The organism is Levilactobacillus lanxiensis (genome assembly GCF_016861655.1).
In the GTDB taxonomy this organism is placed as follows: Bacteria; Bacillota; Bacilli; order Lactobacillales; family Lactobacillaceae; genus Levilactobacillus; species Levilactobacillus lanxiensis.
In genome coordinates, this window is record NZ_BOLN01000003.1 from 78379 (window position 1) to 103114 (window position 24736).

Genomic DNA, 24736 nt, shown 5'->3' on the forward strand with positions numbered 1-24736 from the left:
GATCAGAGTTGGCGTGGACCGACGCGATTTGGACCTTTGTGAAGGTCGGCCTGTTGCTGATTTTTCTAAGCGGCATGGTCTGGCAGTTTCGCCACCGACGCAAGTAAAAAGGGGATGCAGGAATGCTGAGAAGAGAAATATGGCAATACACGGGACAGCACTATCTACGGCTGTGGGTTCTGGTGACGGCTTTACTACTGACATTGGTAGCAGCGGGCTTTCAGCTTAAGTATCATGTGGCAGCCTTGGGTGGCTTAGATACGCTGGCGGTGATGTTGCCTGGCCTAATTTTGAGTACGACGCTCAGTAACCGGGAAGCATCATTGTTACCAGTGACGCGCTTAAGTTTGGTCGCGTTGATCAGTGCTGGGTATTTGGTCTTGTTGGGTGGTGGGCTATTTCTATTGCTGCAATTACCCTGGACCAATCCTCTGACGGTAGACACGGCAACGATGACGTCTCTGGCATATGGCGGGGCCAAGGCGTTACGGGGATTGGGGGTCATCTGGTTACTCCTAGTGAGTGTCGGGACCCTACAATTGATTGTGGGGCTGTATTTTCGCCGGCTACCTAGCATTGTCCCATGTATCGTTCCAATTTTGGGGCTGATCACTCACGGTATTCTCTCCCTGACGGCAGTGCCGTGGAGTTATTCTGGCGTCTTTGCCATGGAATTTATGGTCATGCTGCCGTTTCTGACGATTGCGGGAACGGGCAGCCTGGTGGCAGTCTACCTGTATCTGGTGGCACACAAAAACCGCCGAATCCCGAAAGATTCGACGGTTCATCTGAGCGAATAGCCCAACTGATTCTAGAAGATTACTTTAAGCTTGAAGAAGTCAAACTCAAACTGCTCCAGAACTCGTTGTTCTTAGGACTCATGTCAAAGCCCTTAACCCGCTTGTTCACTGGACCCCAGTTGTAGGAGAAGGAACCAGGAGCAACGGCAGCTTGTTCGTTCATGTATTCTTGCCAGTTCTTGAAGGCCTTGGTCCGGTAAGCATCGTTCCAAGCCTGGTTGTTGTTCATCTTGTTCATGAGTTCAGTGTTCTTCTTAGAAACGAAGTGACCCATGTTGTAGGTTGCGTCTTCGCCGTACAGTTGTGTAGGGGTTGGTTCTGATGATAAGCCCCAAGCAGCGGCGTAAACGTCAATCTTGCTTTGCTTTGGTGATTGTAACGTGGAGTAGAAGCTGTTCATTTCCATCGTCTTACCACCAGTGAATTGCACGTCCAAGCCAACCTTGTGCCATTGTTGCAGGTAGTCTTGGTATTCAGCAGCTTGAGCTGAGGTCCCAGTCATGGCACCGAAGTAGATGGTTAACTTCTTGCCATTAGGATCTGAACGCCACTTGCTACCGTTACGCTTCTTGTAACCGGCGTCAGTCAGCAACTTGTTAGCTTTCTTGATGTTCAGTGGGTAACCCTTGGCACTGGCGTCGTAGTACTTATCGAAGATTGGTGGAATCAAGGTGTTGGCACGCCAAGTAACCCCGTAACCAAACTTCTTCGTAACGGCATCCAAGTTCAAGGCGTACATCATAGCTTGACGTAAGCTCTTGTTAGCCATCTTGCTGTTCTTGTCCATGATGTTCTTTTGTGACTTCGTGTCGTAGTGACCAACGTTGAAACCAAAGTAATCGTAGGAAAGGGCAGGTTGACCAACTAACTTGTAGTTCTTCGTGTTCTTCAATTGCTTGTAGTCGGTCCCATGCATAACGGAACCAGGAACCGTGAAGTCATACTTGCCAGATTGGATGGCCTTGTCGATGTTGTTAGAAGAAACCACGTTGATGCTGATATGCTTGATTTGTGGCGTCTTGCCGTAGTAGTACTTGTTTGGTGACCAAGTGGTTGATTCACCTTCAACGACCTTATCCAGCTTGTAAGCACCCGTAAAGAGTGGATCTTTCCGGACTTGGCTGGAGGAAGCTAACTTAGCAATTGAGACGTTCTTGATGTATTCGTAAGGTTCAACAGTGCTCCAGATGAAGGAGTTCCCAGAGTACTTCATGGCTGGGGTCACGCTGTCTAAGTGAATGACAGCAGTCCGGCCCTTTTGACCGTCGGGATAGGTGATCCCAGAAATGGTCTTGGACTTACCAGTATGGTAGGCAGCCATCCCTTTGATGTGGTTGAAGTCAGCAGAGTATTGTTGAGAAGTTGTCTTTGGATTAGCGATAACTTCGTAGGCGTACTCGATATCCTTAGCGGTAACCTTGGAACCGTTAGACCACTTAGCATCGCTCCGTAACGTAATCGTGACAGTCTTAGCTTTTCGGTTGATCTTTTGGTTAGCCAGCCCACCATCAACGATCTTGTAGTTCTTGTCGACTTTCCAAAGATCGTTGGAGCCACCAGGTGCGAAGACGTCGGCATCTTCAGAGTTGGTAGCTAAGACGGGATCAGAGATTCCTTGGAATGGTGAGTCGTTTGGTTCTGCGACCTTCAATGTACTGTTCTTCGTGGCGGTCTTGTCGGTTGCTTTCGTGTTGTTATAAGCTGGTGAGAGCTTAACAGAAGCAGTCGTCCCGCTCTTGCTGGATGAACTCTTGTTGCTGGAACATGCAGCGAGGCTAACAGTCGCTAAGACTGCCATCGCTGACAATGCGAGTTTTTTCTTATCCATGCTATGTTTCCCCCTTGTTTTTAAAATCCTCATTTTAACGCCAATTGGTTCCCCTCAGAATCAATCGGTAAAGCGGTAACGCAACAGACGAACGTGTGACATTGAGTGGCACCATCTCCTCAAATGGGTTTAAATTTCATCTAGTCGGCGGCACCTTGTCGTTGCGAAGCATCCGCAGCACGACGAAGAACTTGACCGACGTAGCTAATTGATAAACAAAGAATGATAATTTCTAACGCAGCGGGTAACCAAGTCCACCAGTATTGGGTGATGTTGTTAGGGTCGTTAGCGTTAGCAATCATGGTCCCTAGGGAAGGCGTCTGGCTTGGTAGCCCGAAGCCCAGGTAGGAAAGACCCGTTTCAACCCCGATGTTTTCGGCGAAGGATAACGTACAGTCAACGATAATCAATGACGAGATGTTCGGCATGATTTCGCGGAAGATAATCTTCCAGTGATTGGTCCCAGAAGTTCTAGAAGCAGAGACGTAATCCTTTTCCGATTCGGCTAAGGTCCGTGAACGAATCAGCCGTGACGTGCCTTCCCAGTAGAAGATGGAGAAAATCAACGTCAAAGTGACGGAGTTGTAGTGGGGGATGATGGTTACCAGAACAATGATCATCATGGTCATAGGTAACATCATCATGAAGTCGTAAACCCGTTGCATGCCCCAGTCGATGTAACCGTTGAAGTAACCGGAAATCAAGCCCCAGCAAATCCCAAAGGTGGAGGAGATGACGGTCAACCCAATGGCAATCCCGATAGAGTTACGGGAGCCCACAATCAACTGCTTGGCAACGGAACGACCACCAGAGTCAGCACCCAACCAGTACTCCGGTGTAAACGGCTGGTTGAAGTAACCCATGATGTTTGTCTCCATCATTTTAGGGGTGTTGATAAATAAGGCCCCAATCATAACGAAGAGAATGAAACCAACAATAATGAAGAGTGCAGCCATAGCCGGTTTGTCGGCCTTGAATTCGCTCCAAATAATTTTAGCCGTGGAAGGCGTGGCTTCAGCCTGCGCTTCCTGTGTTAAACGGGCCAAATCAGCTGCGGAAACGTCTGAGTGTTGTTCAAAATTTTCTGCCATTCTGTTTAGCCTCCTTATTCAATCCGAATTCGTGGATCGACAATACTCAAGATAATGTCTGACAACAACGTTCCAATTAAGTTTAGAATCCCGTAAATGAGGACTAACGCGGTGATAACCGTGTAGTCCCGGTAACTGATCGAGTTCACGAACAACAGGCCCATCCCGGGGTAAGAGAAGACGGTTTCGGTAAAGATGGAACCGTTTAGTAACCCGGTAATGGAGTAGCCAGCGAACGCGGCGATAGGTAACAGGGAATTTCTGAAAATGTGGTGACGGTAGATATCCTTGCTAGGAACCCCTTTGGAACGTGCAGTCCGCACGTAGTCAGAGCCCTTAGCGTCAATCACTTCGGAACGCAAGTACTGGACGATGTTAACGGTCCCGAACAAGGCCCCTAAGATACCTGGCAAGAGGATGTGGTAGAATCGACTCCCAATTGTCTGTAGCCAGCCACTCCCACTCGCTTCGGCCGAAATCGACCCGGTCGTTGGGAACCAACCAAAGACGTAACCGAAGATCCAAATCCCAATAACTAAGATAACGAAGAAGGGGATGCAGTAGGTCACGTAGGTGTAGACCCGGATGATGGTATCAGGTAATTTACCTTCATGCCGACCGGCGAAGACACCCATTGGTAAGGCAAATGCGTAAGTTAAGATCATGGTGAAGAGGGCCAACCACAAGGTGTTACCGGCCCGACCAGCAATCAAACGGGTTACGGGTTCTTGGTATTGATAACTGTTCCCTAAATTACCATGGAACAAGTGGACGACCCATTGCCAATATTGTTGGTACCAAGGGTCATACAATCCATTGATCTTCATCAAATGGTGAATCTGTTGGGGGTCAGCCTTAGGGTTGATCGACCCGGTAAATGGGTCACCAGGCATCGCCTTGGCGAGGAGGAAGACCAGGATACTTAGGATAATGACTTCTGGAATCATAATTAAGAAACGACGGAGAATTGTTTTCCACATTAGGCCTGCACCTCCCCTTCCTGGCTGGCAAGTTGTTTGGCGATGTTTTCAGGTAAGGCCACCGCATGGGTGGGGCTGACCTGAATCAACGGGAAGGCTTCACCGTTTTCGTCATAGTATTTGCTTTGCTGTTCTTGGTAGATTTTTTCAACGGCCAAACGGGAAGCACGGTGAGCCGCCCGTTGGTTAACGTTTGTTTCGGGGATGGCAGCCAGTAGCCGTTTCGTGTAGATATGTAACGGGTGGTTGTAGATATCCTCTCGCGTGCCAATTTCAACTAAGCGACCGCGGTTCATGATGGCAATGTTATTGCACATGTGCCGAACAACCCCCAAGTCATGGGAGATAAACAGGTAGGAAATCCCAAATTCACGTTGAATCTTTTTCATAAAGTTTAAAACTTGTGCTTGAACGGAAAGGTCCAAGGCTGAAACAGGTTCGTCAGCGATGATTAACTTGGGGTTCGTGGCGACGGCCCGAGCAACCCCAATCCGTTGCCGTTGCCCACCAGAGAACTGGTGAGGGTATTTGTACAGTGCATCGGCATCCAGCCCAACAATATCAAGCAATTGAAGAACACGTAATTTTTCATCGTCCTTGCTGAGGTGTTCGAAGTTACGGAGCGGTTCAGCAATGATGTCTTCAATTCGTTTCCGGGGATTCAAACTGGAAAGGGAATCTTGGAAAATCATTTGGACGTCTTGGTTGTAGTCCAACTTAGTACGGTTGGCTTTCTTGGTGATGTCAACACCCTTGTACATAATGGAACCACTCGTGACTTTTTCCAGGCCAACGACTGATTTACCAGTCGTTGATTTACCGGAACCAGATTCACCAACCAAACCGTAAGTTTCCCCGGCTTCAATGTTGAAGGTGATGCCATCAACGGCCCGGACGGAATCGGTGATACGATTCCAGAAGCCGGTCCGAATCGGGTAGTGGACTTTCAGATCTTTGATTTCAACTAAGCTCATACGGTCACGCTCCCCTTCTCATCTGGAAATGAAAATTCTTTGTAGCAGGTGCAACGAACTTCGTGGCCCGGTGCAACTTCATGCATGCTAGGATTTTCTTCGTGGGCACTCGCTGGCACCCAAGGAATCCGTGGGGCAAAGCGGTCGCCAGTGCTAGGCATCTTCTGAAGGGAAGGGACATTGCCCTTGATGACGTAGAGGTCATCGTTTTCGTTGTCTCGCTGAGGCATTGACCGCAGGAGAGAACGCGTGTAGGGATGCTCTGGTGTGTTGAAGACTTGTTCCGCGGTACCTTCTTCAACGATTTGGCCCGCGTACATGACAGCGACTCTGTCGGCCGTTTCAGCCACGACACCCAAGTCATGAGTGATGAGGATGATGCCCGCGTGGTTTTCCTTTTGAATATCGCGGAGAACGTCCAGAATCTGTGCTTGGATGGTCACGTCTAAGGCGGTCGTTGGTTCGTCGGCAATGATTAAGTCTGGCTTGCAGGCAATGGCAATCGCGATGATGACCCGTTGCCGCATCCCACCGGAAAGTTCATGAGGAAATTGATGAGCAGTTCGCTTGGGGTTTACAATCCCAACTTCATCGAGCAGTTGTAAAACACGTTCGTGCTTTTCTTCCTTAGATAAGGAAGTATGGTAATCCATAACTTCACTAATCTGATCTTCAACGCGCTTCAGTGGGTTCAAAGCGGATAATGGGTCTTGGAAGATCATCCCAATCTTAGCGCCTCGGAAGTCATTGTACCCATCATCATCAAGATTAAGAAGGTTGGTACCTTCAAAATCAATTTCGCCAGAAATTTTTGTTTCGGCTGGGTCATGCAGACCCATGATTGTGGTGGCTAACGTACTTTTGCCACAGCCTGATTCACCAACGATGGCGAGAATCTCGTCATGGTGGACTTGGAGGTTAATGTGGGAGATGGCGTCGTAGAATTGGCCATTAATCTTGAAAGCCGTGCTGACGTCTTTGATGTTCAAAAAGTTTGATGCGGTTTCCACGGAAATCCCTCCCCAATGTAGTGATTCTAATATATCTCTCATTTTTGAATAAAGCCCGGTGAATAAACGTCTTTTCGTATTCAATTCGGTCCTTAACAATAATTGTGTTTGATTATAGTTAATCAAATTCTCATTTACAACCCCAAATTTAAATAATGCGGCCATTAAATCTTCATAGAATCCTCACAAACTTTGTTATATCAATCATCGCAGACTATTCATAAAATGATAAAAAATTTAACCTAAAACCAAATAGTTGGATAATCTTCCTACCAAACCATTAATTAACAGGATTAACCTATGCACTCTTCTGAAAAATTATGCATGTATATTCTGAATGAGAAAGTTCTTAGCATTTTGGTTTATACCTTCATACCACTTCACAAGGTGTGGTATGATACCAGTAATAACTACAGAATTTTTGAAAGCGATGGCTGAACGATGAGATTAGACTTTTCTGTTGCAGTCCACAGCTTGCTTTACCTGGACGAAAATCGTCCCCGAAAAATTGCGAGCCGGGAGTTGGCAACATCCTTACAATTGAATGCGGTCATGATTCGAAATATCCTGTCCGTTTTGCACAAGCAGGGCTATATTGAGGGCTCTGTTGGTAAGAACGGGGGATATCAACTGATTCGTGATCTTGCCGAAATCAACGTGGGTGAGCTGTACGATCTGACGATTCCGCCGACCATCAGCTATGCGCGGTTTATTACGGGCGACTCCAAGGGGACAAAGGCCACTGACAACACGGATATCTCTGCGAACATTTCGCAGACATTGACGGACCTGTTTACCTTGGCTGACGAAGATTATCGCAAATTCTATCATCAATTTACGATGACCGATCTGAAGGAAGACCTACACCAGCACGGTTTCTTCCGCAAGCTGATTAACCACGACTAGGGCTTTAATTAGTAAGCAGATTGCTGCCCTTTGGTAAGCAAAGCAGGTATAATATAGATGTAGATAAGAAATGGCGGTCACGGCCACCATTAATGTCGTCGGAAATCGCCCGGGGTGAACCTGGACGATTTTTTAGTATAAGAGTGTGGAGCAGGGCGGTTAGCTGGCGAGCATTAACGGCGTAACGGGAATGACCCCGAACCTGGGTCGTTTTCGTTTCGGTGTTAAGCGGAACCGGCTGCCCTGCGGAACACGTTTCAGAGACCGCCAGATTAGGGATATAGCGGCGAGAGCCAATCAAACGTACTAAGTAGATGTAGTCAGCAACGTAAAGCCGGGCAGAAGTTCTTAGGCTTTTTAAGCGCAGGGACCTGGTTGGTGGAACACGTTTCGGAGGCTGCCAGTTCAAGGATATAGTGGCGAGAGCCAGTCAAATGCTCTAAGCAAATAGAAAAGTCTTTACCTGGGTCGTTACCGTTACGGTGTTAAGCGGAACCAGCTGCCCTGCGGAACACGTTTCAGAGGCCGCCAGATTAGGAATACAGTGGCGAGAGCCAATCAAACGCACTAAGCAAATGCAGTCAGTAACCGCAGAGCCGGGCAGGAGTTCCGGGCCTTTCTAAGCGCAGGGACCTGCCTCACGGAACACGTTTCGGAGGCCGCCAGCTCAGGGATACAGCAGCGAGAGAAAATCAAACGCACCAAGCAAACACAGTCAAAAATCCCAACCAACCATCTTTCACCAACGCAATGTCACCGAAAAAAGTTCGTGAAATTCCCGTCCAATCAGGGATTATCAGCGCAACTAGCGACAAATTTTCAAAAATCCTTTCCACTTTGTAAGCTAAATTGTAATCGGTTACAACTCGTGCTATGATTTAAAGTAACCGGGAAAGTTACCGTATGGGGCTGGTCCGGGTTGGTTAATTTGAAAGGGGTTTTTAGGTTATGTATTGGTATGCCATGAAATCACACGATATTCGTCAGAATTTAGCAACGGAACAATACTTGATGAACAACAAAAAGTTCGATGAACCTTTAGTTTTGTTCTACTATGAAGGACCTTGCATCATCGTTGGTCGTAACCAAAACACACTGGAAGAGATCAACCAAAAGTACGTTGAAGAAAACAACATCACGGTTACCCGTCGGTTATCGGGTGGCGGTGCTGTTTACCAAGACCTCGGGAACCTTTGCTTTAGCTTCGTGGTTGATAGCGATAGCGAAGAATTCGGGGACTTCAAGTCCTTCGTTCAACCCGTCGTCGATGCTTTACATGAAATGGGCGCTACGACTGCCGAAGTTTCTGGCCGGAATGACATTTTAGTCGACGGCAAGAAGTTCTCCGGTAACGCGATGTACTCGCACAGCGGCAAGACCTTCTCCCACGGCACCTTGATGTTGGACGTGGACCAAGACGTGATTGCGCATGCCTTGAACGTCCCAGCCGACAAGATGAAGTCTAAGGGCATCAAGTCCGTTCGTTCACGGGTCACGAACTTAAAGCCTTACTTAGCCCCTGAATATCAAAACTTAACGGTCCCAGAATTCCGTGACACCTTATTAAAGGAACTGTTCCACGTGGATAACCTGGATGCCATCAAAGACAAAGAAGTCGTTATCGAAGACAGCGAAAAGGCTGCCATCGAAAAGATTTACAAAGACTACTACAGCAACTGGGATTGGGTTTACGGCAATTCTCCAGAATTTACGGTTAAGAAGCGTCAACACTTTACGGCCGGCACGATTGATGCTCGGTTGTTAGTTGAAAACGGGAAGATCAAGAACATCAAGTTCTACGGTGACTTCTTCGGTCCTTCTGACGCAACGGAATTGGCTGACAAGTTAGCCGGCGTCCGTTACGACCGTGAAAACGTCGGACAGGTTTTGAACAGCGTCAACACGCAACTCTACTTCAATGGCATTGATACCAAAGATGTTTTGGACTTGCTGGTTGATTAGATTCCCGTTAGTTTTCGGCGATTAGCTGATTTTCCGCCGGGAATAAGTTAGAATAGAATGGAATTGACTAAGACGTGGTCGGTTTGACTGCGTCTTTTATTTTAGGAATTTATTGAGGAGTTTATTTTAAAATGAAAGATCGTAACGTGATTGCCTGGGCCATCATTTCCATGGTCGGCTTTATTGCTTTAAATTTTCTAATGTCCCGGCCCTTCGTTGACTCGCCCAACGTGCAAATGACCATGGCAGAGTTCTGGCACACAACGCTGATTGCGTTCGTGCTCTACGCTGTGCCAATCGTGTTAGCCGCGCTGAACTGGAAGCCGTCCTTTTACTTCATGGGGCTGGTCATCGCACTGTACACGTTGTCACCGGTTAGTGTGATCATTAACATGTGGATGGACAGCGGCGCCAGCATCATGATTAAGATGTTGATGTCAGCGTTTGGCTTGGCATTAATCGTTGCAAACGGCTACTGGCTGGTCCTGGCATTACGGTTACGGCTCCGGCAACAAAAAATTGCGGACGCCAAGCGATTCGCTGCGAAAAAATAGAGGTGTAAGGCATGAAACGAGAAATTCAAGCATTTATTGACGCGGTCGAAGCCGATGAAATTCAACATTTCACGGCGGACACCACCGAAAAAGACTTTTTCAAGGATCCGGATGGCCTCATGGCACCCTTAGCGGCCTTCATCCGTGAACAAATTGGTCAGGATCAACTGGCCCAAGCCACGCTCAACGTGACCGACACGGACGTCTCCGTGCGACTGGAGATGAGTGTGATCAATTTGCCAATGCAAGATAGTAAAACTATTGGTAAAATTATGGAAACCACTGATGAAGCCGACCTGAACGTGTACGCCGTTATCGAAACGCCAGATATCAACGTTTCTGGGCTACGCATCGACGCCTTGGCGCCTGCCACGACTTACGTGGAGCAGGCCAAGGTCGCTGACCAAAGCCTCCATGACTGGTTGGGCCTTCAGATTGAAAAGCTCCAGGCAGCGGCAACCAACGAAGCCGCTACCGACGTACCAAATGCGGACGTCACTAAACCGGCAGCTAAGAAAACGACGACTAAAAAGCCAGCCGCTAAAAAGACCACGCGCAAGACAACCACGAAGCGCACGACCACTGCCAAGAAGCCCGCAACCAAGCGGACTACGACGAAGCGGGCAACGACGCGGAAGACCGCGACTAAGAAGTAGCCTTGTCTTTTGCGACTAAGTGTGCTAATATAGCTTCTATGCGATGAGTCGAGAAATCACGCGTCCCTTGCTTGCAAGGAGCGTCCGCACAAGCGGCTAGGTGAATTTGTCAGCAGGGCACATATGTCACCGTATTGTGACGTGTCTGATCTTGAGGGAATGTGGATTCCGAGACGGATCCGTTCGGGAGACCGAACGCTGTGTGAAAAACGTCCAATCAGTCTTGTACTGGTTGGGCGTTTTTTTTGCGCTAAATTTGTGAAGTCAAATTACTTTGGTTTACAGACCATTCTGCCCAGTTAGTGACTTCCCCCTTGAATTCGTTAAGGGGGGCTTGCTATACTTAGCCCAGCACATTGGTGAGGGGCACTGACATATGGCAAAGAATACGAAACAAGAATTGTCGGCGGCACTGTTGACGCAGCTCCGGACAACGCCGGTTGATAAGATTACCATCAAATCCATCGTGACGGCCTGTGACCTGACGCGGCAGACCTTTTACAACCATTTCAGCGACATTTACGAACTGGTTGAGTGGACCGCCAAGCAGGCGACCGCCGAATCACTGCAAAACGTGGCGGACTATGACAATTGGCAACAGGGATTCTGTAACGTGATGACCACGATTAAGGAGAATCGTTATCTGGTGCAGAACACCTACGAGTCAGCCTACTGTGACCTTTTAGAAAAATACATATATACGGTGCTGTACCAGTACATCATCGCCGTGGTTGAGCGCCAGGCGACGGGGATGCGAGTCGCTCAGAAGCACAAGGATTTCATCGCCCATTTCTACAGTCTGGCCTTTATCGCGCTCATTTTTGAGTGGGTCAAGGATGGGATGCAAGAGGACCCAGCCGACATCGTCGAACAAACGGGCGTGCTGGTGCAGGGGGATTTTCAGAAGGCCTTACAGAACTATGCCGAGTAATTGACAAAATTGGGGAGCTGTCAAAATTTTGACGGTTCTCTTTTTTTGTCAATTGTCTTGTTGGCGGGTGGGCCTTATCTTAAAGACAAGCACCTAATCCCAAACAAAGAAGGTCATCTTCATGAATATCTATCAGACGATGTATCATCCACTCAAACCCGCTGGCATCGACGACCGTCGGGCCAACATTGTTGGTGGTGGGATTGCTGGGTTAGCCACCGCGGTCTTTCTTATTGACGACGCGCAGATGCCTGCCCAAAACGTCACCATTTATGAAAAGAAACCGGTGATGGGCGGTTCCATGGACGGTACCAAGGGTAATCAAGGTTATCTGTGCCGGGCCGAACGGGAGCTGGAACCCTACATGGAATGTTTGTGGTACCTGTGCAGCAAGATTCCATCGCTCGAGAATCCCGGGCGCACGGTGCTAGATGACGTGGTCGACTTCAACCGCGATGAACCCATTCACAGCGAGGCACGGGTCATCGTGAACCAGGGTGAGATCGACAGTCATTACCATGATTATAAAATGAAACCCGAATACGCGGCCGCCATGGAAACGATTATCAATTCCACGGAGGAAGAATTGGCCAACAAGCGGATCGATGAATTTTTCGACAAGGATTTCTTTAAAACCAATTTCTGGACCTGCTTCCACAGTCAATTAGCCTTCAAACACTACCACAGTGCCATTGAATGCCGGCGTTATTGGCAACGGTTCACCTTCATTTCCCGGCACGAATACCTGGAAGGGTTTGTCCACACCAAATACAACGAATACGATGCCATCATTTTACCAATCGAACGCTGGCTGATCGACCAGGGAGTCCACTTTGAAAACAACTTCAACGTGACCGACCTCGGCTTCTCCGATGCCAACAACACGGTCGATGAAATTATCGCGACTCAAAATGGCAGCGCTGCCAACGTGGCTGTGCAACGCCAGGACCTGGTCTTCGTCACCACGGGGTCCATCAGTGAAAACAGTACCTTCGGCGACAATCACACGGTGGCCGAAACCAACCGCGACACGCAGGACATGGGGACGTTTACCATCTGGCAGAACCTGGCCAAGAAGGACGCCAAGTTTGGTCATCCCGAGAAGTTCCTGGGACAGATCGACCAGACCAAGTGGATTTCCTTCTTCCCAACGGTCAAGAACTATCCGGAATTCTTCAAGCGCATCGAGGAACTCTCTGGCAGTCCAGCCGGGACCGGTGGCCTCATGACGTTCAAGGATTCCAACTGGGATCTTTCCTTTGAAATTCACCATAAGCCATTCTTCCCTTACCAAGCCGATGATGAAGAAGTGGGTTGGGGTTACGGCCTGTACGGCGAAAATGAAGGGAATTATATTAAGAAACGCATGTGGGACTGCACCGGCGATGAAATTTTGACGGAACTGCTGTACCACTTGGGCATGTTAGACATCAAGGACGAGGTACTGGCCCACACCTATATGTCGACGACCATGATGCCGTACTGTACCAGTCAGTTCATGCCACGGCAAGCCGGCGACCGGCCACTGGGTGTTCCAGCAGGCTGCACCAACCTTGGCCTGCTCGGGCAGTTCGTGGAAATTGACGATGACGTGGTCTTCACGGTTGAAACCTCCGTTCGGACCGGGTTAGAAGCCGTTTACAAGCTGCTCAACTTTGATAAACGGCCAATCGAGGTCAACCCGTCACGTTACGACGTCCGCTACCTGCTGCAACGGATCAAGCGGTTCCAAGGCATCACCGGTGACGTGACCGCCGCCGATTTGCCACAGGTTGATCCGGCCCAATTACCAGCACTGACGGCTAAGCTGTTGAAGCTGGTCAACGCCGTCCCACCGTACTATCAGATGTACCTGGGTCGCGACCAAACTATCCCCCAAAAGGCCGCGGTGTTGCATCCCAAGGCCCCGCACAGTAAGTAAAAACACACCTCCGCTGTAGATGCTGTGCGGTCCTGTCTGAAAGTCGTCCCTTGTGGACGGCTTTTTTGTCGAGAAAGCCAAGCCCCGACTAGTGCAGAATTGTGCTATCCTAAAACTATCTTGAATTTTGAGGGGACTTACAAATGGATAAAGGACGGGTGGCGGCCTTCACGGATGCCGTGGTGGCCATTGTGTTAACGATTATGGTGTTGGAGTTCAAAACGCCAGAGGAGCCGACGTTTGCGGCGTTGGCCAGTGAGTGGAGCTATTTTGTGGCTTACTTGATTAGTTTCTTGTTTATTGGCGTGGCTTGGTACAATCATCACTACATGTTTGCGCTGACCAAGCGGGTGACCAAGAGTCTTTACTGGGTCAACAATCTCTGGATTTTGGTGATGGCGATGCTGCCGGTGTCCACGGCCTGGGCCGGACGATTTATCATGGACGTGCAGCCGGAACTATTTTACTTCATCATCTTTACGTGCTGGACGCTGGTCTACGCCGCGCTATCTTACACGGTGATGCGGGTCAATCGGAAACGGCATCCCGAGGTTGCGCGGAAAATTCGGTGTATGCCGGCCTACCGAGTTCACGTCAGTGTGTGGTTTTGGCTAGTTTGGGTCATCGTACTGGGCCTGATTTTTGTTTGGCCGCCAATCTCACTGCTTTTTACCTTAGCTGATCTTAGCATGATGGCGATTCGCACGTCGGATGATAGCGACAAATTGTTTTAGAGGGGTTTAACGACATGCAAGACGAATTATTTAATATTCCGGCCTATTTTTATTTGGGTTGGCTGATTCCGCTGTTCTTTGGCGGGGTCTTTACCATTAGTTACCGGATTGAAAAACGCCGACTGGGCAATGGTATTTGGTTTTCGCTCTTTTTCTATTCGTTTTTGGCGTTACTGGCAATGACGATTCTGGGGACCAATAATAAATGGCTGATTGTCATCAGTCTGGCCTTATTCGTGATTCTCCTGCTCCTGATCGGGGTAGTTTTTGCCCTCCAAGCCTTCCTGTTGCTGTGGAATGCTTGGATCGTTTGGAAACGGGAGAGCCACACGTTGGCCAACATGCTGACGCTGTTTCTGGGTATCGCCATTTTATTGGCACCATTTCTGACATCACTGATGACGCGCTATCTGCCCGTGCCAGTGGCCTCAGGCATCAGTCTCTTTGCCGCGATGGTGATTTTCTACGTCTTATTCTGGTTCTACAATTATCTGACGATGCTGGTGATTTATCAATTTAATCATCCCCGGTATAAGCAGGATTATTTAATCGTGCTGGGAGCGGGCCTGTTAAATGGCAACGAGGTCTCCCCGCTGTTGGGCCAACGAATCAATCGCGCTTTGAAATTTTACCGCAAGCAATTGCGTAAGATTGGCCAAGGTCCCGTGATTATTTTCTCCGGCGGTCAGGGTGGCGACGAAACGGTTCCCGAGGGTGTGGCCATGCGTCAATATGCCATTGACCATGGCTTGCCACCTGAACAGGCGATTGCCGAGGATCAGTCGAAGACCACCTACGAGAATATGGTCTTTTCCAAGAAAATTATTGCCGACCGGGGGACTGTTCAGCCCCGGGTGACCTTCGTGACCAACGGCTACCATACGTTCCGTGCGGGGATGATTGCTCGCAAGGCTGGTCTCAAGGCCAACGGGATTGGCGCACACACCGCGAAGTTCTTCCTGCCCAACGCCATTTTGCGTGAGTACATTGCGATTTTCGTGGGGAATAAGCGCTGGCATACGGTGGCGGTGGGGCTGATGTTGGTGTTGACGCTGGTTCTCACCTGGGCCGAATACCACGGGTGAAAATATGACCAGGTTGCGGTGGGGGTCGTTCCCGGCGGTGGATTCAAAGTGCCCTGCTGTGGGGCACGGTTCCGGCCTGAGAGGCGGTCCGGCACCTCGCCTTTGAGCCAAAGAGCGGTCTCAAAGGTCGTCCCGTGGTCTAGGTTGGGACAGAACCCCAACCAAGTCCACCGACACAGCTGGTCACTTTGATCCACCTCTGGTCACTGACACTGACCGCGCTGGTTCATTTTCACCAGGAATTCAGTGGACGTTTGCCCCGGCATGGGGGGATTTCTGTGTGGGGTAGCGTCATTCAAAACAGATAGGCAGAAGATTCTCAAAAATTAGCCTACAAAAATATCGACCAGTCCAAATTGGACCAGTCGATATTTTTTTATTCATCGCGATGTGCTTGGTAACTGGCAAATGCTGCGTAGCCGAGTGCGACTAGCAGGATGCTCCCCAAACCGTAAAACAAAATATTCCCCAATGCTACCATGACAGCGTTCCTCTCTGTGTGACTTAACTTGTCATATCATAGCAAAACTTCATGGTAGGGTAAATAGTCTGAGGGGCAATGTAATATTACAATTTGTGAAATCGCGTTAACCCAGAATTGTTATCCCGGAAAGGTACTGGGTTCGCCTATTTGACCAAATAAACGTGGTCCTGAACTAGGTCAATTTGGGTATAGTGGCGGTTCAGGTCACGCGATTCCTTATTCTCTAACAAGTGGGCATGGTTCCAGAAGTCTTCGGACCCGGTGGCGCCGTGGGGTTCGCCCAGAACGACGAAGTCCACGTCCTTGTCCGTGGCGCGAATTGCCTGCAACAGGTCCCAATCCAGCGGTAAGCCGTCTGGTGACCAGGACATGACGACCACGCCGACCTGGTCCTGGTATTTCTGCCAGGCATCCGTGGCGGACAGGGCCTCAATCGCAGTCAGGGGATGACGGCCGGTTTCATTTTCCACGGTCCACGCCTGACTATCCGTGGCATACACGGTCTTGTGCGCGTCACGCAGGCCCTTTGAAATGTAGCCGTTACCCGCCATGACTTCCAGCACGGCCCGGTTACCGACAAACTTGGCCAGGTCACTCACGAAGGGGGCCGGTGTATAGGCCCACATGCCGTAGTGCGTTTCCAAATAATCCCGGAAGGAGCGCAAATCGTGGTCTAACTTTGGCAGCGCGTCGGACAGCGCGTTCCAAATTTTATCGCCGGTCGCGTCGCCAGCCGGGTAACGGGTATTGAGCTTTTGGAAAATCTGATCCTGACTGTCATCAGGCAGTTGAAGCAAGGGCATCTGTTGGGGCAGGTCGCCCGCTGCCAACATTTTATCCGCTAAGAGCACGTTACTGATTAAAATCTTAATGGATGGGTAGTCATTAAATTGGTGATAATAGGCCGTCATGCGTTCAATGTAGCTGGTTTTCCGTTCGCTCAGTGGGGCGTGACGGACTTTTTTCTTGAGTTTTTGCATTTTCTTGGGATTCACTAGTGAGGTCCTTTCTGGTGCCTAACACCGATAGAAAAGGCCGGCTGATTAGCGTTCGCTGACCAACCGACCCGATAATTAATGGTCGTCTAAATGAAGATCCAATTCTTCTTGCTGGTTCGGTTCCGGCGTGGTGGCGCGGTTTTCACGGCCATGCAGGTAACCGTCGATCAACTGGTAAATTTCGTAGCGGTCACGGCCACTTAACAGTTCGCTGTTGAAGCTCAACTGCTTACCGGACAGGAAGAGGCGGCCGAGGTCGTATTCATCTCGTTCGGCTTTCCCCGTTAAGTAGTCCATGGTCACGTCAAAATACTCCGCAAGCTTCCGGACTTCCAGGAAGGAAGGGGTCCGAATGCCCCGTTCCCAGTTGCCAATTTGTGACGCTGTGTTGGCATGCTCTTCCGGTTCGCCCGCTTGCGCATTGAGCGCCGTTGCCAGTTGTTCTAGTGTAATGTGTTGGCCTCTGCGCAAGGCCCGCAGTCGTTCTGAAAACATCCAACTCACCCGTTTCTTTCCAGTTTATGATAACTCTCATTATACCACTCTCTGTGGTTTTTAAGGGAAACTTGTCTGACTGGGTTAGGTCGTTGTTGGCCGCCTCCGGGCTGGTGAAAACTGGGTCTGGCCGCGTCCGTTCCCGGCGGCGCGCTCAAGATGCTCTGCTGTGGGGCCGGTTCCAGCCTGTGGAGCGGGCTTCCACCTCAACTTTGAGCCTGAGTAGCGGTCTCAAAGGTTGTCCCGTGGGCTAGGCTGAGAAAATACCTCAGCCAAGGCCACCGACACAGCCGGGCATCTTGGCTCGCCTCTGGTCACTCCTGCGGCCGGCCCAGTTTTCCCAGCCCTGCGGCTGACAGCGACGTAACCCCGTCAGGCAAGTGTTCTGCTGTTTTTTGTGAGCTGGCAGGTTGATTTGACTGGTGGTTGCGTTCCCGGCGGCGCGCTCAAGATGCCCTGCTGTGGGGCCGGTTCCAGCCTGAGAAGCGGGCTTCCACCTCAACTTTGAGCCTGAGTAGCGGTCTCAAAGGTTGTCCCGTGGGCTAGGCTGAGAAAATACCTCAGCCAAGGCCACCGACACAGCCGGGCATCTTGGCTTGCCTCTGGTCACTCCTGCGACCGGCCCAGTTTTCCCAGTCCTGCGGCTTACGGCGGCGTAACCCCATCCGGCAAGCGTTCTGCTGGTTTTTGTGAGCTGGCAGATTGCTTTCACTCTCATTTGTCGTGCAGGCGATAGTTTTGACCCACTAGATACTTGGCGACTAAATTTTGCTTTCAATAACTAATTCAATTCAAGCTCTTACTTCACCAACGGGTCCGTCAAACGCATGAACTCTGCGACGTCGCGCTTGATTAGCTTGACGCCGGCTTGCCAGAAGTCTGGTTGGGTCAGGTCGACACCTAAGTGCTTTTGGGCCAGTTCTTCGCTGGTCATGTTGGCCGTGTCCCGCAGTAGCGCGATGTAGTGGTCTTCGAAGTTGCCTTCCTGTTGGGCCTTGGCGTAGATGCCCAGGCTGAACAGGTAGCCGAAGACGTAGGGGAAGTTGTAGAAAGCCGGTTCGTCGATGTAGAAATGCAGCTTGCTGGCCCACAGGTGTGGCGAGTAGGTCGACAGGTCGTGACCGAAGGCTTCCTTTTGGGCGTTGAGCATCAGTTCGTTCAACTCGGCTGGCGTGACCAGTTTTTGTTGGCGTAACTGATAGAAGCGCGTTTCAAACAGGTAACGGGCACGGATGTTTAGGAACATCGCAACCGGGTTATCCATCTTGGCGTTCAACAGGGCAATCTTTTCGGCGTCGGTCTTGGCCGCCTTAACGTTGGCGTCGGCGACAATCAGTTCACCAAAGGTCGAGGCCGTTTCCGCCACGTTCATCGCGTAATCCTGGCGGAGCTGGGGCAGGTCGTCGATGACGCTGGAGTGAAAGGCGTGGCCGAGTTCATGAGCCAGGGTGGCCACGTCGTTCGGTGAGCCGGTGAAGGTCATGAAGATGCGGGACTCGTGGGTCTCTGGGGCACTTTCCATCCAGCCACCGGGAGCCTTGCCGGCACGGTCTTCGGCTTCGATCCAGTTATTTTCAAACGCACGTTGGGCCAGCGCTGCCATTTTCGGGGAGAACTCGCCGTAGTGTTTGATAATGAAGGCCGCCGCCTCGTCAAAGGTGAAATGGTGTTCGGCACTGCCGGGCAGGTTGAGTGGGGCTTCCACGTCCTGCCAGCCGGCGTGCTTTTTGCCTAACAAGGCCGCTTTACGGTCGAGGTAGTCCAGTAAAAATTGCTTGTTGTCGTCCACAACCTGCCACATGGTGTTCAGGGTCGCCGCACTCATCCGGTTATCCTTTAACGGTTCGCGAAGAAAATCAGTGGTGCCATGAGCGGCGTATTCGGTCAACCGGAAGCCGGCCAAATGGTTCAGCGTGTCGGCAAAGAGCTGTTCCTTGTCCGTCCAGGCTTGTTCCCAAGCTGGGAGGAGGGCCGCCCGGTAATCGGGGTCGGCGTTGCCCAGCAGATTGTTGTCGGCTTGCCCGGCTGACAGCGTCGTCGGGTTACCGTCGGCATCGTGAAACGGCACGTTAACGGTCGAGACCAGGGAGTCGTAATGACTGCTCCAAGCGGCCTTGCCGTCGAGGTTCAAGCGGCTGATCAAGGCCTCGGTCTTGTCGTCGAGCAATTCCTTGCCATCGTCGCGCATTTCTTTTAAGTTAAACGCGATGGGTTTCAGGTCGGGAGTGGCTAACATGGCCGTGAAATTGGCGTCGGGCACTTGGACCAACACCTTTTTCAACTTGCCACTAACGTTTTCCGCCTGGTTGGCTAGGCCGCGGAGTTCGGCCTCCATGGGTGCCACGTCGGGGTTCGCGCTGTCCGCAGAACCGACCGCCATGATGAACAGGCCGGCTTGGCCAATGGATGCGCTAATTTCCTGTAGTTGCGTGATGAGTTTAACAAATTGTTGGTACTGGGGTGCATCGCTCGCAGCGTCCCAGCGGTCCAAGAGATCGCCCAACGACGCAATGGCCGTCTTGGTTTCGGTCAATTTCGTTTTCAGTTGGGTGGAGTTGATACCACCCGCAAACAGTGAGTCTAAATCCCAATTTAACGCATATTTCATGGCGAGGCCTCCTTATGTAAGTTGTGACCATTATAGCAAACTTCAAAACGATTGCGCTCACCGAAAGAACTTCGTATACTTACCAGAGGGAGAAATCTGGCAGCGGGCCGCGACCCACCAGTTACTGGCGGTCGGCTGGCAGGCGCTATTGCGGGGAAAGTTACCCGCAGCGCGTTGAGAATTGAGAAATTGGGAGGAAATGAACGTGAGTAAACGACTAAAGGGGTGGCTGATTGCCCTCGTGGTACTAGTAGTGCTGGTATGTGGCGGTTTAGTCGGTGCCAGCCTGTACTTCTACAACATGACGGTGGCCAGCGGCAAGAAGGCGTTTGTGGCAACGAGCACCAAGCTGAAACGCACGGATCCGATGTACGACGCGAAAAAATGGTATCAGACCGTGCCCAAGCAACGGTGGACCGAAAAGGCTGCCGGCGCCAATTTAAACTTAGTGGCGGACTATGTGCCAGCCGCCAAGACGACCAAGAAGACGGTCGTGCTGGTTCACGGCTTCGGGTCTGACAAGGAAGCCATGGGCGGGTACGTTGCCATGTTCCATAAATTAGGGTATAACACGCTGATTCCCGACACCCGTGGGCAGGGTCAAAGCCAGGGGAAGGTCATCAGCTACGGGTATTACGAAAGCAAGGACTATTTGAAATGGGTCAACCAGGTCATTGCCAAGCAAGGCCAACAGTCCCAAGTCGTCCTGTTCGGGGTGTCCATGGGGGGCGCTACGACCATGATGACCAGTGGCTTGAAAACGCCGAGCCAGCTGAAGGCCTACATTGAAGATTGTGGGTACACGGATGCCCAGGCGGAAATCACGTATCAGGCCAAGCAGATGTACAACATTCCGTACTGGCCGTTGGTGCCAATGACCAGCACCGTGGCGCGGATCAAGGCGGGGTTCCATTTCAAGGACGCCAACGCCTTAGCTGCGGTCAAACGGAATCACAAACCAATGCTGTTCATTCACGGCGGCGCGGATACCTTTGTGCCAACGCGGATGGTCTACCAGGTTTACCGCGCGGATGCCGGGCCGAAGGAGCTGTTGGTGGTGCCGGGGGCCAAGCATGCGGCAGCGCTGTCGCACGCCCCCGCCCTTTACACCAAGACAGTCAAAGCCTACCTGGCAAAATACATTCACTAGGCCTGGTTACGCTGGTCGTTGATGGCGCCTCCGGGCTGGTGAAAACTGGGCCGTGGCGCGTTCGTTCCCGGCGGCGAGCTCAAGGTGCCCTGCTGTGGGGCCGGTTACAGCCTGAGAAGCGGGCTTTCACCTCAACTTTGAGCCAAAGAGCGGTCTCAAAGGTTGTCCCATGGGCTAGGCTGGGAGAATACCCCAGCCAAGGCCATCGACACAGCTGGTCGCCTTGGCTCGCCTCTGGTCACTGCCACGACTGGCCCATTTTCACCAGCCCTGCGGCTAACGTTAGTGTAACCGGCCGTGAAGGTGGTTTGCCGGTGGGATTAGCTGTTGTTGGTGTGGGGCAAACGGGTTGAATGTATTTGTTATGAATTAAAAGTTTGCGAGTGGACTGGGTTACCCGTATGTTGGGTGCTTGGTCCACTTTTTATGTAGCGAAAAATAATGGGTCTAATCATCCCCAGACAACTGGCCAGGGCGTTATAATTGACGTTGTAAATGGATTCTTTAAGCACTAACAACTTTGCTCTAAGACGAGTGAAAGAAAAAGAATAAGTCGCTTGCTAACGGGAAACAGCCTGTCAGCACCAAGCGATAGTGAAAATACGGGTACCACAGTGAGTGACCAGAGGTGGGTCAAAATGCCCGGTTGTGTCGATGGTCTTGGCTAGGGTTCTTGCCTAGCCTAGTCCATGGGGCGACCTTTGAGACCGCCCTATGGCTCAAAGTCGAGGTGGAAGCCCGCCCTATAGGCTGGAACCGACCCCACAACAGGGCGTTTTGAACCCGCCGCCGGGAACGGACAGCAACCACAACCTAAACGTATTTTCACTATCCTTGAGCTGACAAAGGGCGTTAACCCAAGCAAGCGGAAGGAGATGATTGGATGGAGCCGGAAGTTTCGCACCAATATCGGCCCGTCACCGAAACCATTCTGACGCTGGGGGCGACCCTGGTCATGGGGATGATCGATGCGGACACCTTTCTGAATCATGGCGCCGTTTTCGTTAGTGCCCAGACCGGGAACCTGGTTGTGTTTGTCGTGAAACTCGTCGAACATGGCTGGGGCGCCGCCTGGGTCAACGTGCCCGTTTGGATTGGCTACTTCCTGGGGTGTTTTGGCGCGCAGGGGCTAACGGAACACTTGGGCAAGGCCAACAAGCGCCAGCAGATGCGATGGCTGATGCTACTGGACGTGGTAGCGTATATGTTACTGGCCAGCCTGCAGCACGTCATGCCAACGATGTGGCTGATTTTTCTACTGGGTATCATGGCCGGCTATGAGCTGACCGTTTTCCGTCAGGTCGGCGGTATCGGCATCAACAACGGCATCATGACCGGGAATACGAAAAATTTAGCCACCAATGCCTACCGCGCCTGGTTTGACGGCGACAAGGCTGCCCGTGCCAAGCAAAATAGATTGGCGTTAGTTCTGCTAACGTTTATCCTCGGCTGTGCCGTGGGTGCCCGTTTGGCCAACCTGACGCCACTGGGTGTACTGTGGATTGCCTCCGCTTTAAAATTAATTTTATTGGCGTGGCTCTTTGTTCCCGCCGCGATGGAGAAACCGGACGCATGATTGGTTTGGGTTGTGGCCGCAAATAGCGTATAATTAACGAGATAAGTGACCAACCCACCCGGCGCCTCGTCGGGACTGAAAACTAAGGAGCACGAATAAATTGTTAATCACAGGACTCGTTATCGGTTTCCTGCTGATTGGGCTGGTAGCCGGCTATCTGGTGCGCCAGCATAAACATCGTCAGGAACTTCTGGCGGTGCAGGAACAGGCCCGAGACATCATTGCTCAGGCCAACGCACAGACCCAGCAGCGCGTACAAAAGCTGCACGAAAAGAGTCGGCGCGAGACCTTAGCCTATCAGCAGTCAGTTAAAGATGAACTAACCGAACAAAAAAGTGACATTGCCGTTAGAGAACAGCGTCGTCAGCAGCGTGAACAACTGTTAGGCCAAATGGCCGTGCGGTTGGATGATCAAACCGCGATGCTCGATGAACGCAGCCAAGCCAACCGTGACCAGCGTCAAGCCATTCATGGATTGAAGGATCAAGCCACAGAGCTGAGCACCAAGCGTGACGATACGTTGGCAGAACGGGCGGGGATGGACGAGAAGGCCGCCCAAGACCACGTCATCCAACACACCGAAGAAGAATTGACCCGCGACCGTGACGTGGAGGTCAAGGCGTTGAATGATAACGCCGTGGCCAACGCCGAGAAGTGGGCCAAGGACGTCGTGTTATCCGCGACCGAAAGTGGGCCGCAAGACTTGCCGAAGGAACACATGGAACACACGGTGACCGTGCCCAACGGCGAGATTCGCAGTAAGATCATCGGCCGCGATGGCCAGCATATCCGCTTGCTGGAAACGCTGACTGGGACGGACCTGATTTTTGTGCCGGATGACAACACCACGTTGTTCATCAGTACGCATGACCCGATTCGTCGGGAAGTGGCCCGGGTGGCGCTCACCAATTTGGTCGCCAGCCGCCGAATTTCCGCCAACCAGATCGAAACGCAAGTTGAAAATGCCCAACGGGACGTCAACCACAGCTTATGGGAGACCGGGGAACAGACCGTCAGCTTGCTACACGTGGGTTGGATGCACCCCGATTTGATGAAACTGATCGGTCGGCTCAAGTACCGGACCAGCTACGGCCAAAATGTCCTCTTGCACTCGATCGAAGTGGCCCAGTTAACTGGCGCCATGGCCGCACGGTTGGGGTACAATACCCGTTTAGCACGGCGGGCCGGCCTGCTCCATGACTTGGGAAAGGCCATCGACCACGAAGTCGAAGGCACCCACGTGGAAATCGGGACGGAATTTGCCCAGAAATATGGTGAAGAAGACGTGGTCATCAACGCGATTGCTGCGCACCATGGTGACGTCGAGAAGACCTCACCACTGTCCGACCTGGTTGCCGCGGCCGACGCCGTTTCCGGTGCCCGGCCTGGTGCCCGGAGTGAATCCGTTGAAGATTACATCAACCGTCTGCGGGCGTTGGAGAAGATTGCCAACGACCAAGAGGGTGTGGCCGAAAGCTATGCCATCCAAGCTGGTCGTGAGTTGCGGATCATCGTGAAACCCAAGGAATTGGACGACACGGCCGCAGCCAACCTGACCCAGGAAGTGGCCAAGCAGATTGAGGCGACGTTGACTTACCCAGGTAAGATCAAGGTCACCACGATTCGCAAGTCCACGGCGGTCGAGTACGTCGGTGACGAAAAGAAAAAGGCCAAAAAGAAGAAAAAGAAAAAGGCCGCTAGCGCTAGTTAGTTGCCAAAGAAAAAGGGTTATCCGTAGCCAACCACGATGGTGGTGGCGTACGGGTAACCCTTTTTGTATGTAGCGTGTTTTGAAATAATTAATGAGAACGAGCGCAATCACTGACATCGGCGCACAGCGGGGTGAGCCAGTGTCAGCCGTGAGGGCGGTGCAAATGCGCTCAGCCGTGGGAGTTGCCTTAGCGGTTTACCACTTAGGCAACTGATAGCTTTGAGACGCGTTTTTTGTGGCTCAAAGTAAGCGCGGAGACCGGCCTTTGGCTCCAGGCGTTCG

Annotated in this window: 20 protein-coding genes; 12 read left to right on the forward strand and 8 right to left on the reverse strand. The window is 51.3% G+C overall.

All coding sequences use genetic code 11. From position 1 onward, the window contains the following. The first annotated feature begins 122 nt into the window (after positions 1 to 122). Complete coding sequence (locus JUF22_RS04450; RefSeq protein WP_203643846.1) at positions 123 to 800, forward strand: hypothetical protein; 678 nt, start codon at positions 123 to 125, stop codon at positions 798 to 800. Between the two features lie 19 nt (positions 801 to 819). Here the strand turns inward: JUF22_RS04450 and JUF22_RS04455 are convergent, their stop codons facing one another. The 5 genes from JUF22_RS04455 to JUF22_RS04475 form a co-directional block, all read right to left on the reverse strand. Then, the gene (locus JUF22_RS04455; RefSeq protein ID WP_203643848.1) at positions 820 to 2628 is read right to left on the reverse strand and encodes an oligopeptide ABC transporter substrate-binding protein; all 1809 of its coding nucleotides are present in this window, start codon (positions 2626 to 2628) and stop codon (positions 820 to 822) included. 140 nt (positions 2629 to 2768) lie between these two features. Beyond that, entirely contained in the window at positions 2769 to 3719 is a 951-nt protein-coding gene (locus JUF22_RS04460) for an ABC transporter permease (RefSeq protein WP_203643850.1), read from the reverse strand. A gap of 14 nt (positions 3720 to 3733) precedes the next feature. Continuing rightward, complete coding sequence (locus JUF22_RS04465) at positions 3734 to 4699, reverse strand: ABC transporter permease (RefSeq protein ID WP_125765231.1); 966 nt, start codon at positions 4697 to 4699, stop codon at positions 3734 to 3736. Next, positions 4699 to 5673: an ATP-binding cassette domain-containing protein gene (locus JUF22_RS04470; RefSeq protein WP_203643852.1), complete on the reverse strand. Its 975-nt coding sequence runs from the start codon at positions 5671 to 5673 to the stop codon at positions 4699 to 4701. Before JUF22_RS04470 ends, JUF22_RS04465 begins: the two co-directional genes overlap by 1 nt. Next, positions 5670 to 6683 (reverse strand): ABC transporter ATP-binding protein, encoded by a 1014-nt coding sequence (locus JUF22_RS04475; protein WP_203643854.1) that lies wholly within the window; start codon positions 6681 to 6683, stop codon positions 5670 to 5672. Before JUF22_RS04475 ends, JUF22_RS04470 begins: the two co-directional genes overlap by 4 nt. 441 nt (positions 6684 to 7124) lie before the next feature. Between JUF22_RS04475 and JUF22_RS04480 the strand changes: the two genes are divergently transcribed. The 8 genes from JUF22_RS04480 to JUF22_RS04515 all read left to right on the forward strand — a co-directional run bounded on the left by JUF22_RS04480 (position 7125) and on the right by JUF22_RS04515 (position 15432). Beyond that, positions 7125 to 7589 (forward strand): RrF2 family transcriptional regulator, encoded by a 465-nt coding sequence (locus JUF22_RS04480; protein ID WP_203643856.1) that lies wholly within the window; start codon positions 7125 to 7127, stop codon positions 7587 to 7589. 948 nt (positions 7590 to 8537) lie between these two features. Then, entirely contained in the window at positions 8538 to 9551 is a 1014-nt protein-coding gene (gene lplA, locus JUF22_RS04485; RefSeq protein ID WP_203643863.1) for a lipoate--protein ligase, read from the forward strand. A 131-nt stretch (positions 9552 to 9682) separates the two neighbouring features. After that, on the forward strand, positions 9683 to 10105 hold the full coding sequence (locus JUF22_RS04490) for a hypothetical protein (RefSeq protein WP_203643865.1): 423 nt from the start codon (positions 9683 to 9685) through the stop codon (positions 10103 to 10105). 11 nt (positions 10106 to 10116) lie between these two features. After that, positions 10117 to 10761, forward strand: coding sequence for a hypothetical protein (locus JUF22_RS04495; RefSeq protein ID WP_236000717.1), 645 nt, complete (start codon positions 10117 to 10119; stop codon positions 10759 to 10761). Between the two features lie 376 nt (positions 10762 to 11137). Next, complete coding sequence (locus tag JUF22_RS04500) at positions 11138 to 11692, forward strand: TetR-like C-terminal domain-containing protein (protein WP_203643867.1); 555 nt, start codon at positions 11138 to 11140, stop codon at positions 11690 to 11692. A 121-nt stretch (positions 11693 to 11813) separates the two neighbouring features. After that, on the forward strand, positions 11814 to 13613 hold the full coding sequence (locus JUF22_RS04505; RefSeq protein ID WP_203643869.1) for an oleate hydratase: 1800 nt from the start codon (positions 11814 to 11816) through the stop codon (positions 13611 to 13613). A gap of 143 nt (positions 13614 to 13756) precedes the next feature. Next, on the forward strand, positions 13757 to 14347 hold the full coding sequence (locus tag JUF22_RS04510) for a TMEM175 family protein (protein WP_203643871.1): 591 nt from the start codon (positions 13757 to 13759) through the stop codon (positions 14345 to 14347). A 14-nt stretch (positions 14348 to 14361) separates the two neighbouring features. Beyond that, positions 14362 to 15432 (forward strand): YdcF family protein, encoded by a 1071-nt coding sequence (locus tag JUF22_RS04515; protein WP_203643873.1) that lies wholly within the window; start codon positions 14362 to 14364, stop codon positions 15430 to 15432. Positions 15433 to 16059: 627 nt separating this feature from the next. Here JUF22_RS04515 and JUF22_RS04520 read toward each other — a convergent pair. From JUF22_RS04520 to JUF22_RS04530, 3 genes are all read right to left on the reverse strand, one after another. Continuing rightward, positions 16060 to 16911 (reverse strand): SAM-dependent methyltransferase, encoded by an 852-nt coding sequence (locus tag JUF22_RS04520; RefSeq protein WP_203643874.1) that lies wholly within the window; start codon positions 16909 to 16911, stop codon positions 16060 to 16062. A 78-nt stretch (positions 16912 to 16989) separates the two neighbouring features. After that, positions 16990 to 17409 carry a helix-turn-helix domain-containing protein gene (locus JUF22_RS04525; RefSeq protein WP_203643876.1) on the reverse strand — a complete coding sequence of 140 codons (420 nt, stop codon included), beginning with the start codon at positions 17407 to 17409 and terminating at the stop codon, positions 16990 to 16992. A gap of 799 nt (positions 17410 to 18208) precedes the next feature. Next, entirely contained in the window at positions 18209 to 20017 is a 1809-nt protein-coding gene (locus JUF22_RS04530; RefSeq protein WP_203643878.1) for a M3 family oligoendopeptidase, read from the reverse strand. A gap of 205 nt (positions 20018 to 20222) precedes the next feature. Here JUF22_RS04530 and JUF22_RS04535 point away from each other — a divergent pair, with 205 nt between their 5' ends. From JUF22_RS04535 to rny, 3 genes are all read left to right on the forward strand, one after another. Beyond that, complete coding sequence (locus JUF22_RS04535) at positions 20223 to 21167, forward strand: alpha/beta hydrolase (RefSeq protein ID WP_203643880.1); 945 nt, start codon at positions 20223 to 20225, stop codon at positions 21165 to 21167. Between the two features lie 883 nt (positions 21168 to 22050). Then, positions 22051 to 22743, forward strand: coding sequence for a YoaK family protein (locus JUF22_RS04540; RefSeq protein ID WP_203643882.1), 693 nt, complete (start codon positions 22051 to 22053; stop codon positions 22741 to 22743). Between the two features lie 100 nt (positions 22744 to 22843). After that, positions 22844 to 24454 (forward strand): ribonuclease Y, encoded by a 1611-nt coding sequence (gene rny / locus JUF22_RS04545; protein ID WP_203643890.1) that lies wholly within the window; start codon positions 22844 to 22846, stop codon positions 24452 to 24454. The last annotated feature ends 282 nt before the right edge of the window (positions 24455 to 24736 follow it).

Bases quoted from the DNA above. Each gene is read 5' to 3' on its own strand.
- JUF22_RS04450 (WP_203643846.1), top strand. From the start codon at position 123: ATGCTGAGAAGAGAAATATGGCAATACACGGGACAGCACTATCTACGG.
- JUF22_RS04455 (WP_203643848.1), bottom strand. From the start codon at position 2,628: ATGGATAAGAAAAAACTCGCATTGTCAGCGATGGCAGTCTTAGCGACT.
- JUF22_RS04460 (WP_203643850.1), bottom strand. From the start codon at position 3,719: ATGGCAGAAAATTTTGAACAACACTCAGACGTTTCCGCAGCTGATTTG.
- JUF22_RS04465 (WP_125765231.1), bottom strand. From the start codon at position 4,699: ATGTGGAAAACAATTCTCCGTCGTTTCTTAATTATGATTCCAGAAGTC.
- JUF22_RS04470 (WP_203643852.1), bottom strand. From the start codon at position 5,673: ATGAGCTTAGTTGAAATCAAAGATCTGAAAGTCCACTACCCGATTCGG.
- JUF22_RS04480 (WP_203643856.1), top strand. From the start codon at position 7,125: ATGAGATTAGACTTTTCTGTTGCAGTCCACAGCTTGCTTTACCTGGAC.
- lplA (WP_203643863.1), top strand. From the start codon at position 8,538: ATGTATTGGTATGCCATGAAATCACACGATATTCGTCAGAATTTAGCA.
- JUF22_RS04490 (WP_203643865.1), top strand. From the start codon at position 9,683: ATGAAAGATCGTAACGTGATTGCCTGGGCCATCATTTCCATGGTCGGC.
- JUF22_RS04495 (WP_236000717.1), top strand. From the start codon at position 10,117: ATGAAACGAGAAATTCAAGCATTTATTGACGCGGTCGAAGCCGATGAA.
- JUF22_RS04500 (WP_203643867.1), top strand. From the start codon at position 11,138: ATGGCAAAGAATACGAAACAAGAATTGTCGGCGGCACTGTTGACGCAG.
- JUF22_RS04505 (WP_203643869.1), top strand. From the start codon at position 11,814: ATGAATATCTATCAGACGATGTATCATCCACTCAAACCCGCTGGCATC.
- JUF22_RS04510 (WP_203643871.1), top strand. From the start codon at position 13,757: ATGGATAAAGGACGGGTGGCGGCCTTCACGGATGCCGTGGTGGCCATT.
- JUF22_RS04515 (WP_203643873.1), top strand. From the start codon at position 14,362: ATGCAAGACGAATTATTTAATATTCCGGCCTATTTTTATTTGGGTTGG.
- JUF22_RS04525 (WP_203643876.1), bottom strand. From the start codon at position 17,409: ATGTTTTCAGAACGACTGCGGGCCTTGCGCAGAGGCCAACACATTACA.
- JUF22_RS04530 (WP_203643878.1), bottom strand. From the start codon at position 20,017: ATGAAATATGCGTTAAATTGGGATTTAGACTCACTGTTTGCGGGTGGT.
- JUF22_RS04540 (WP_203643882.1), top strand. From the start codon at position 22,051: ATGGAGCCGGAAGTTTCGCACCAATATCGGCCCGTCACCGAAACCATT.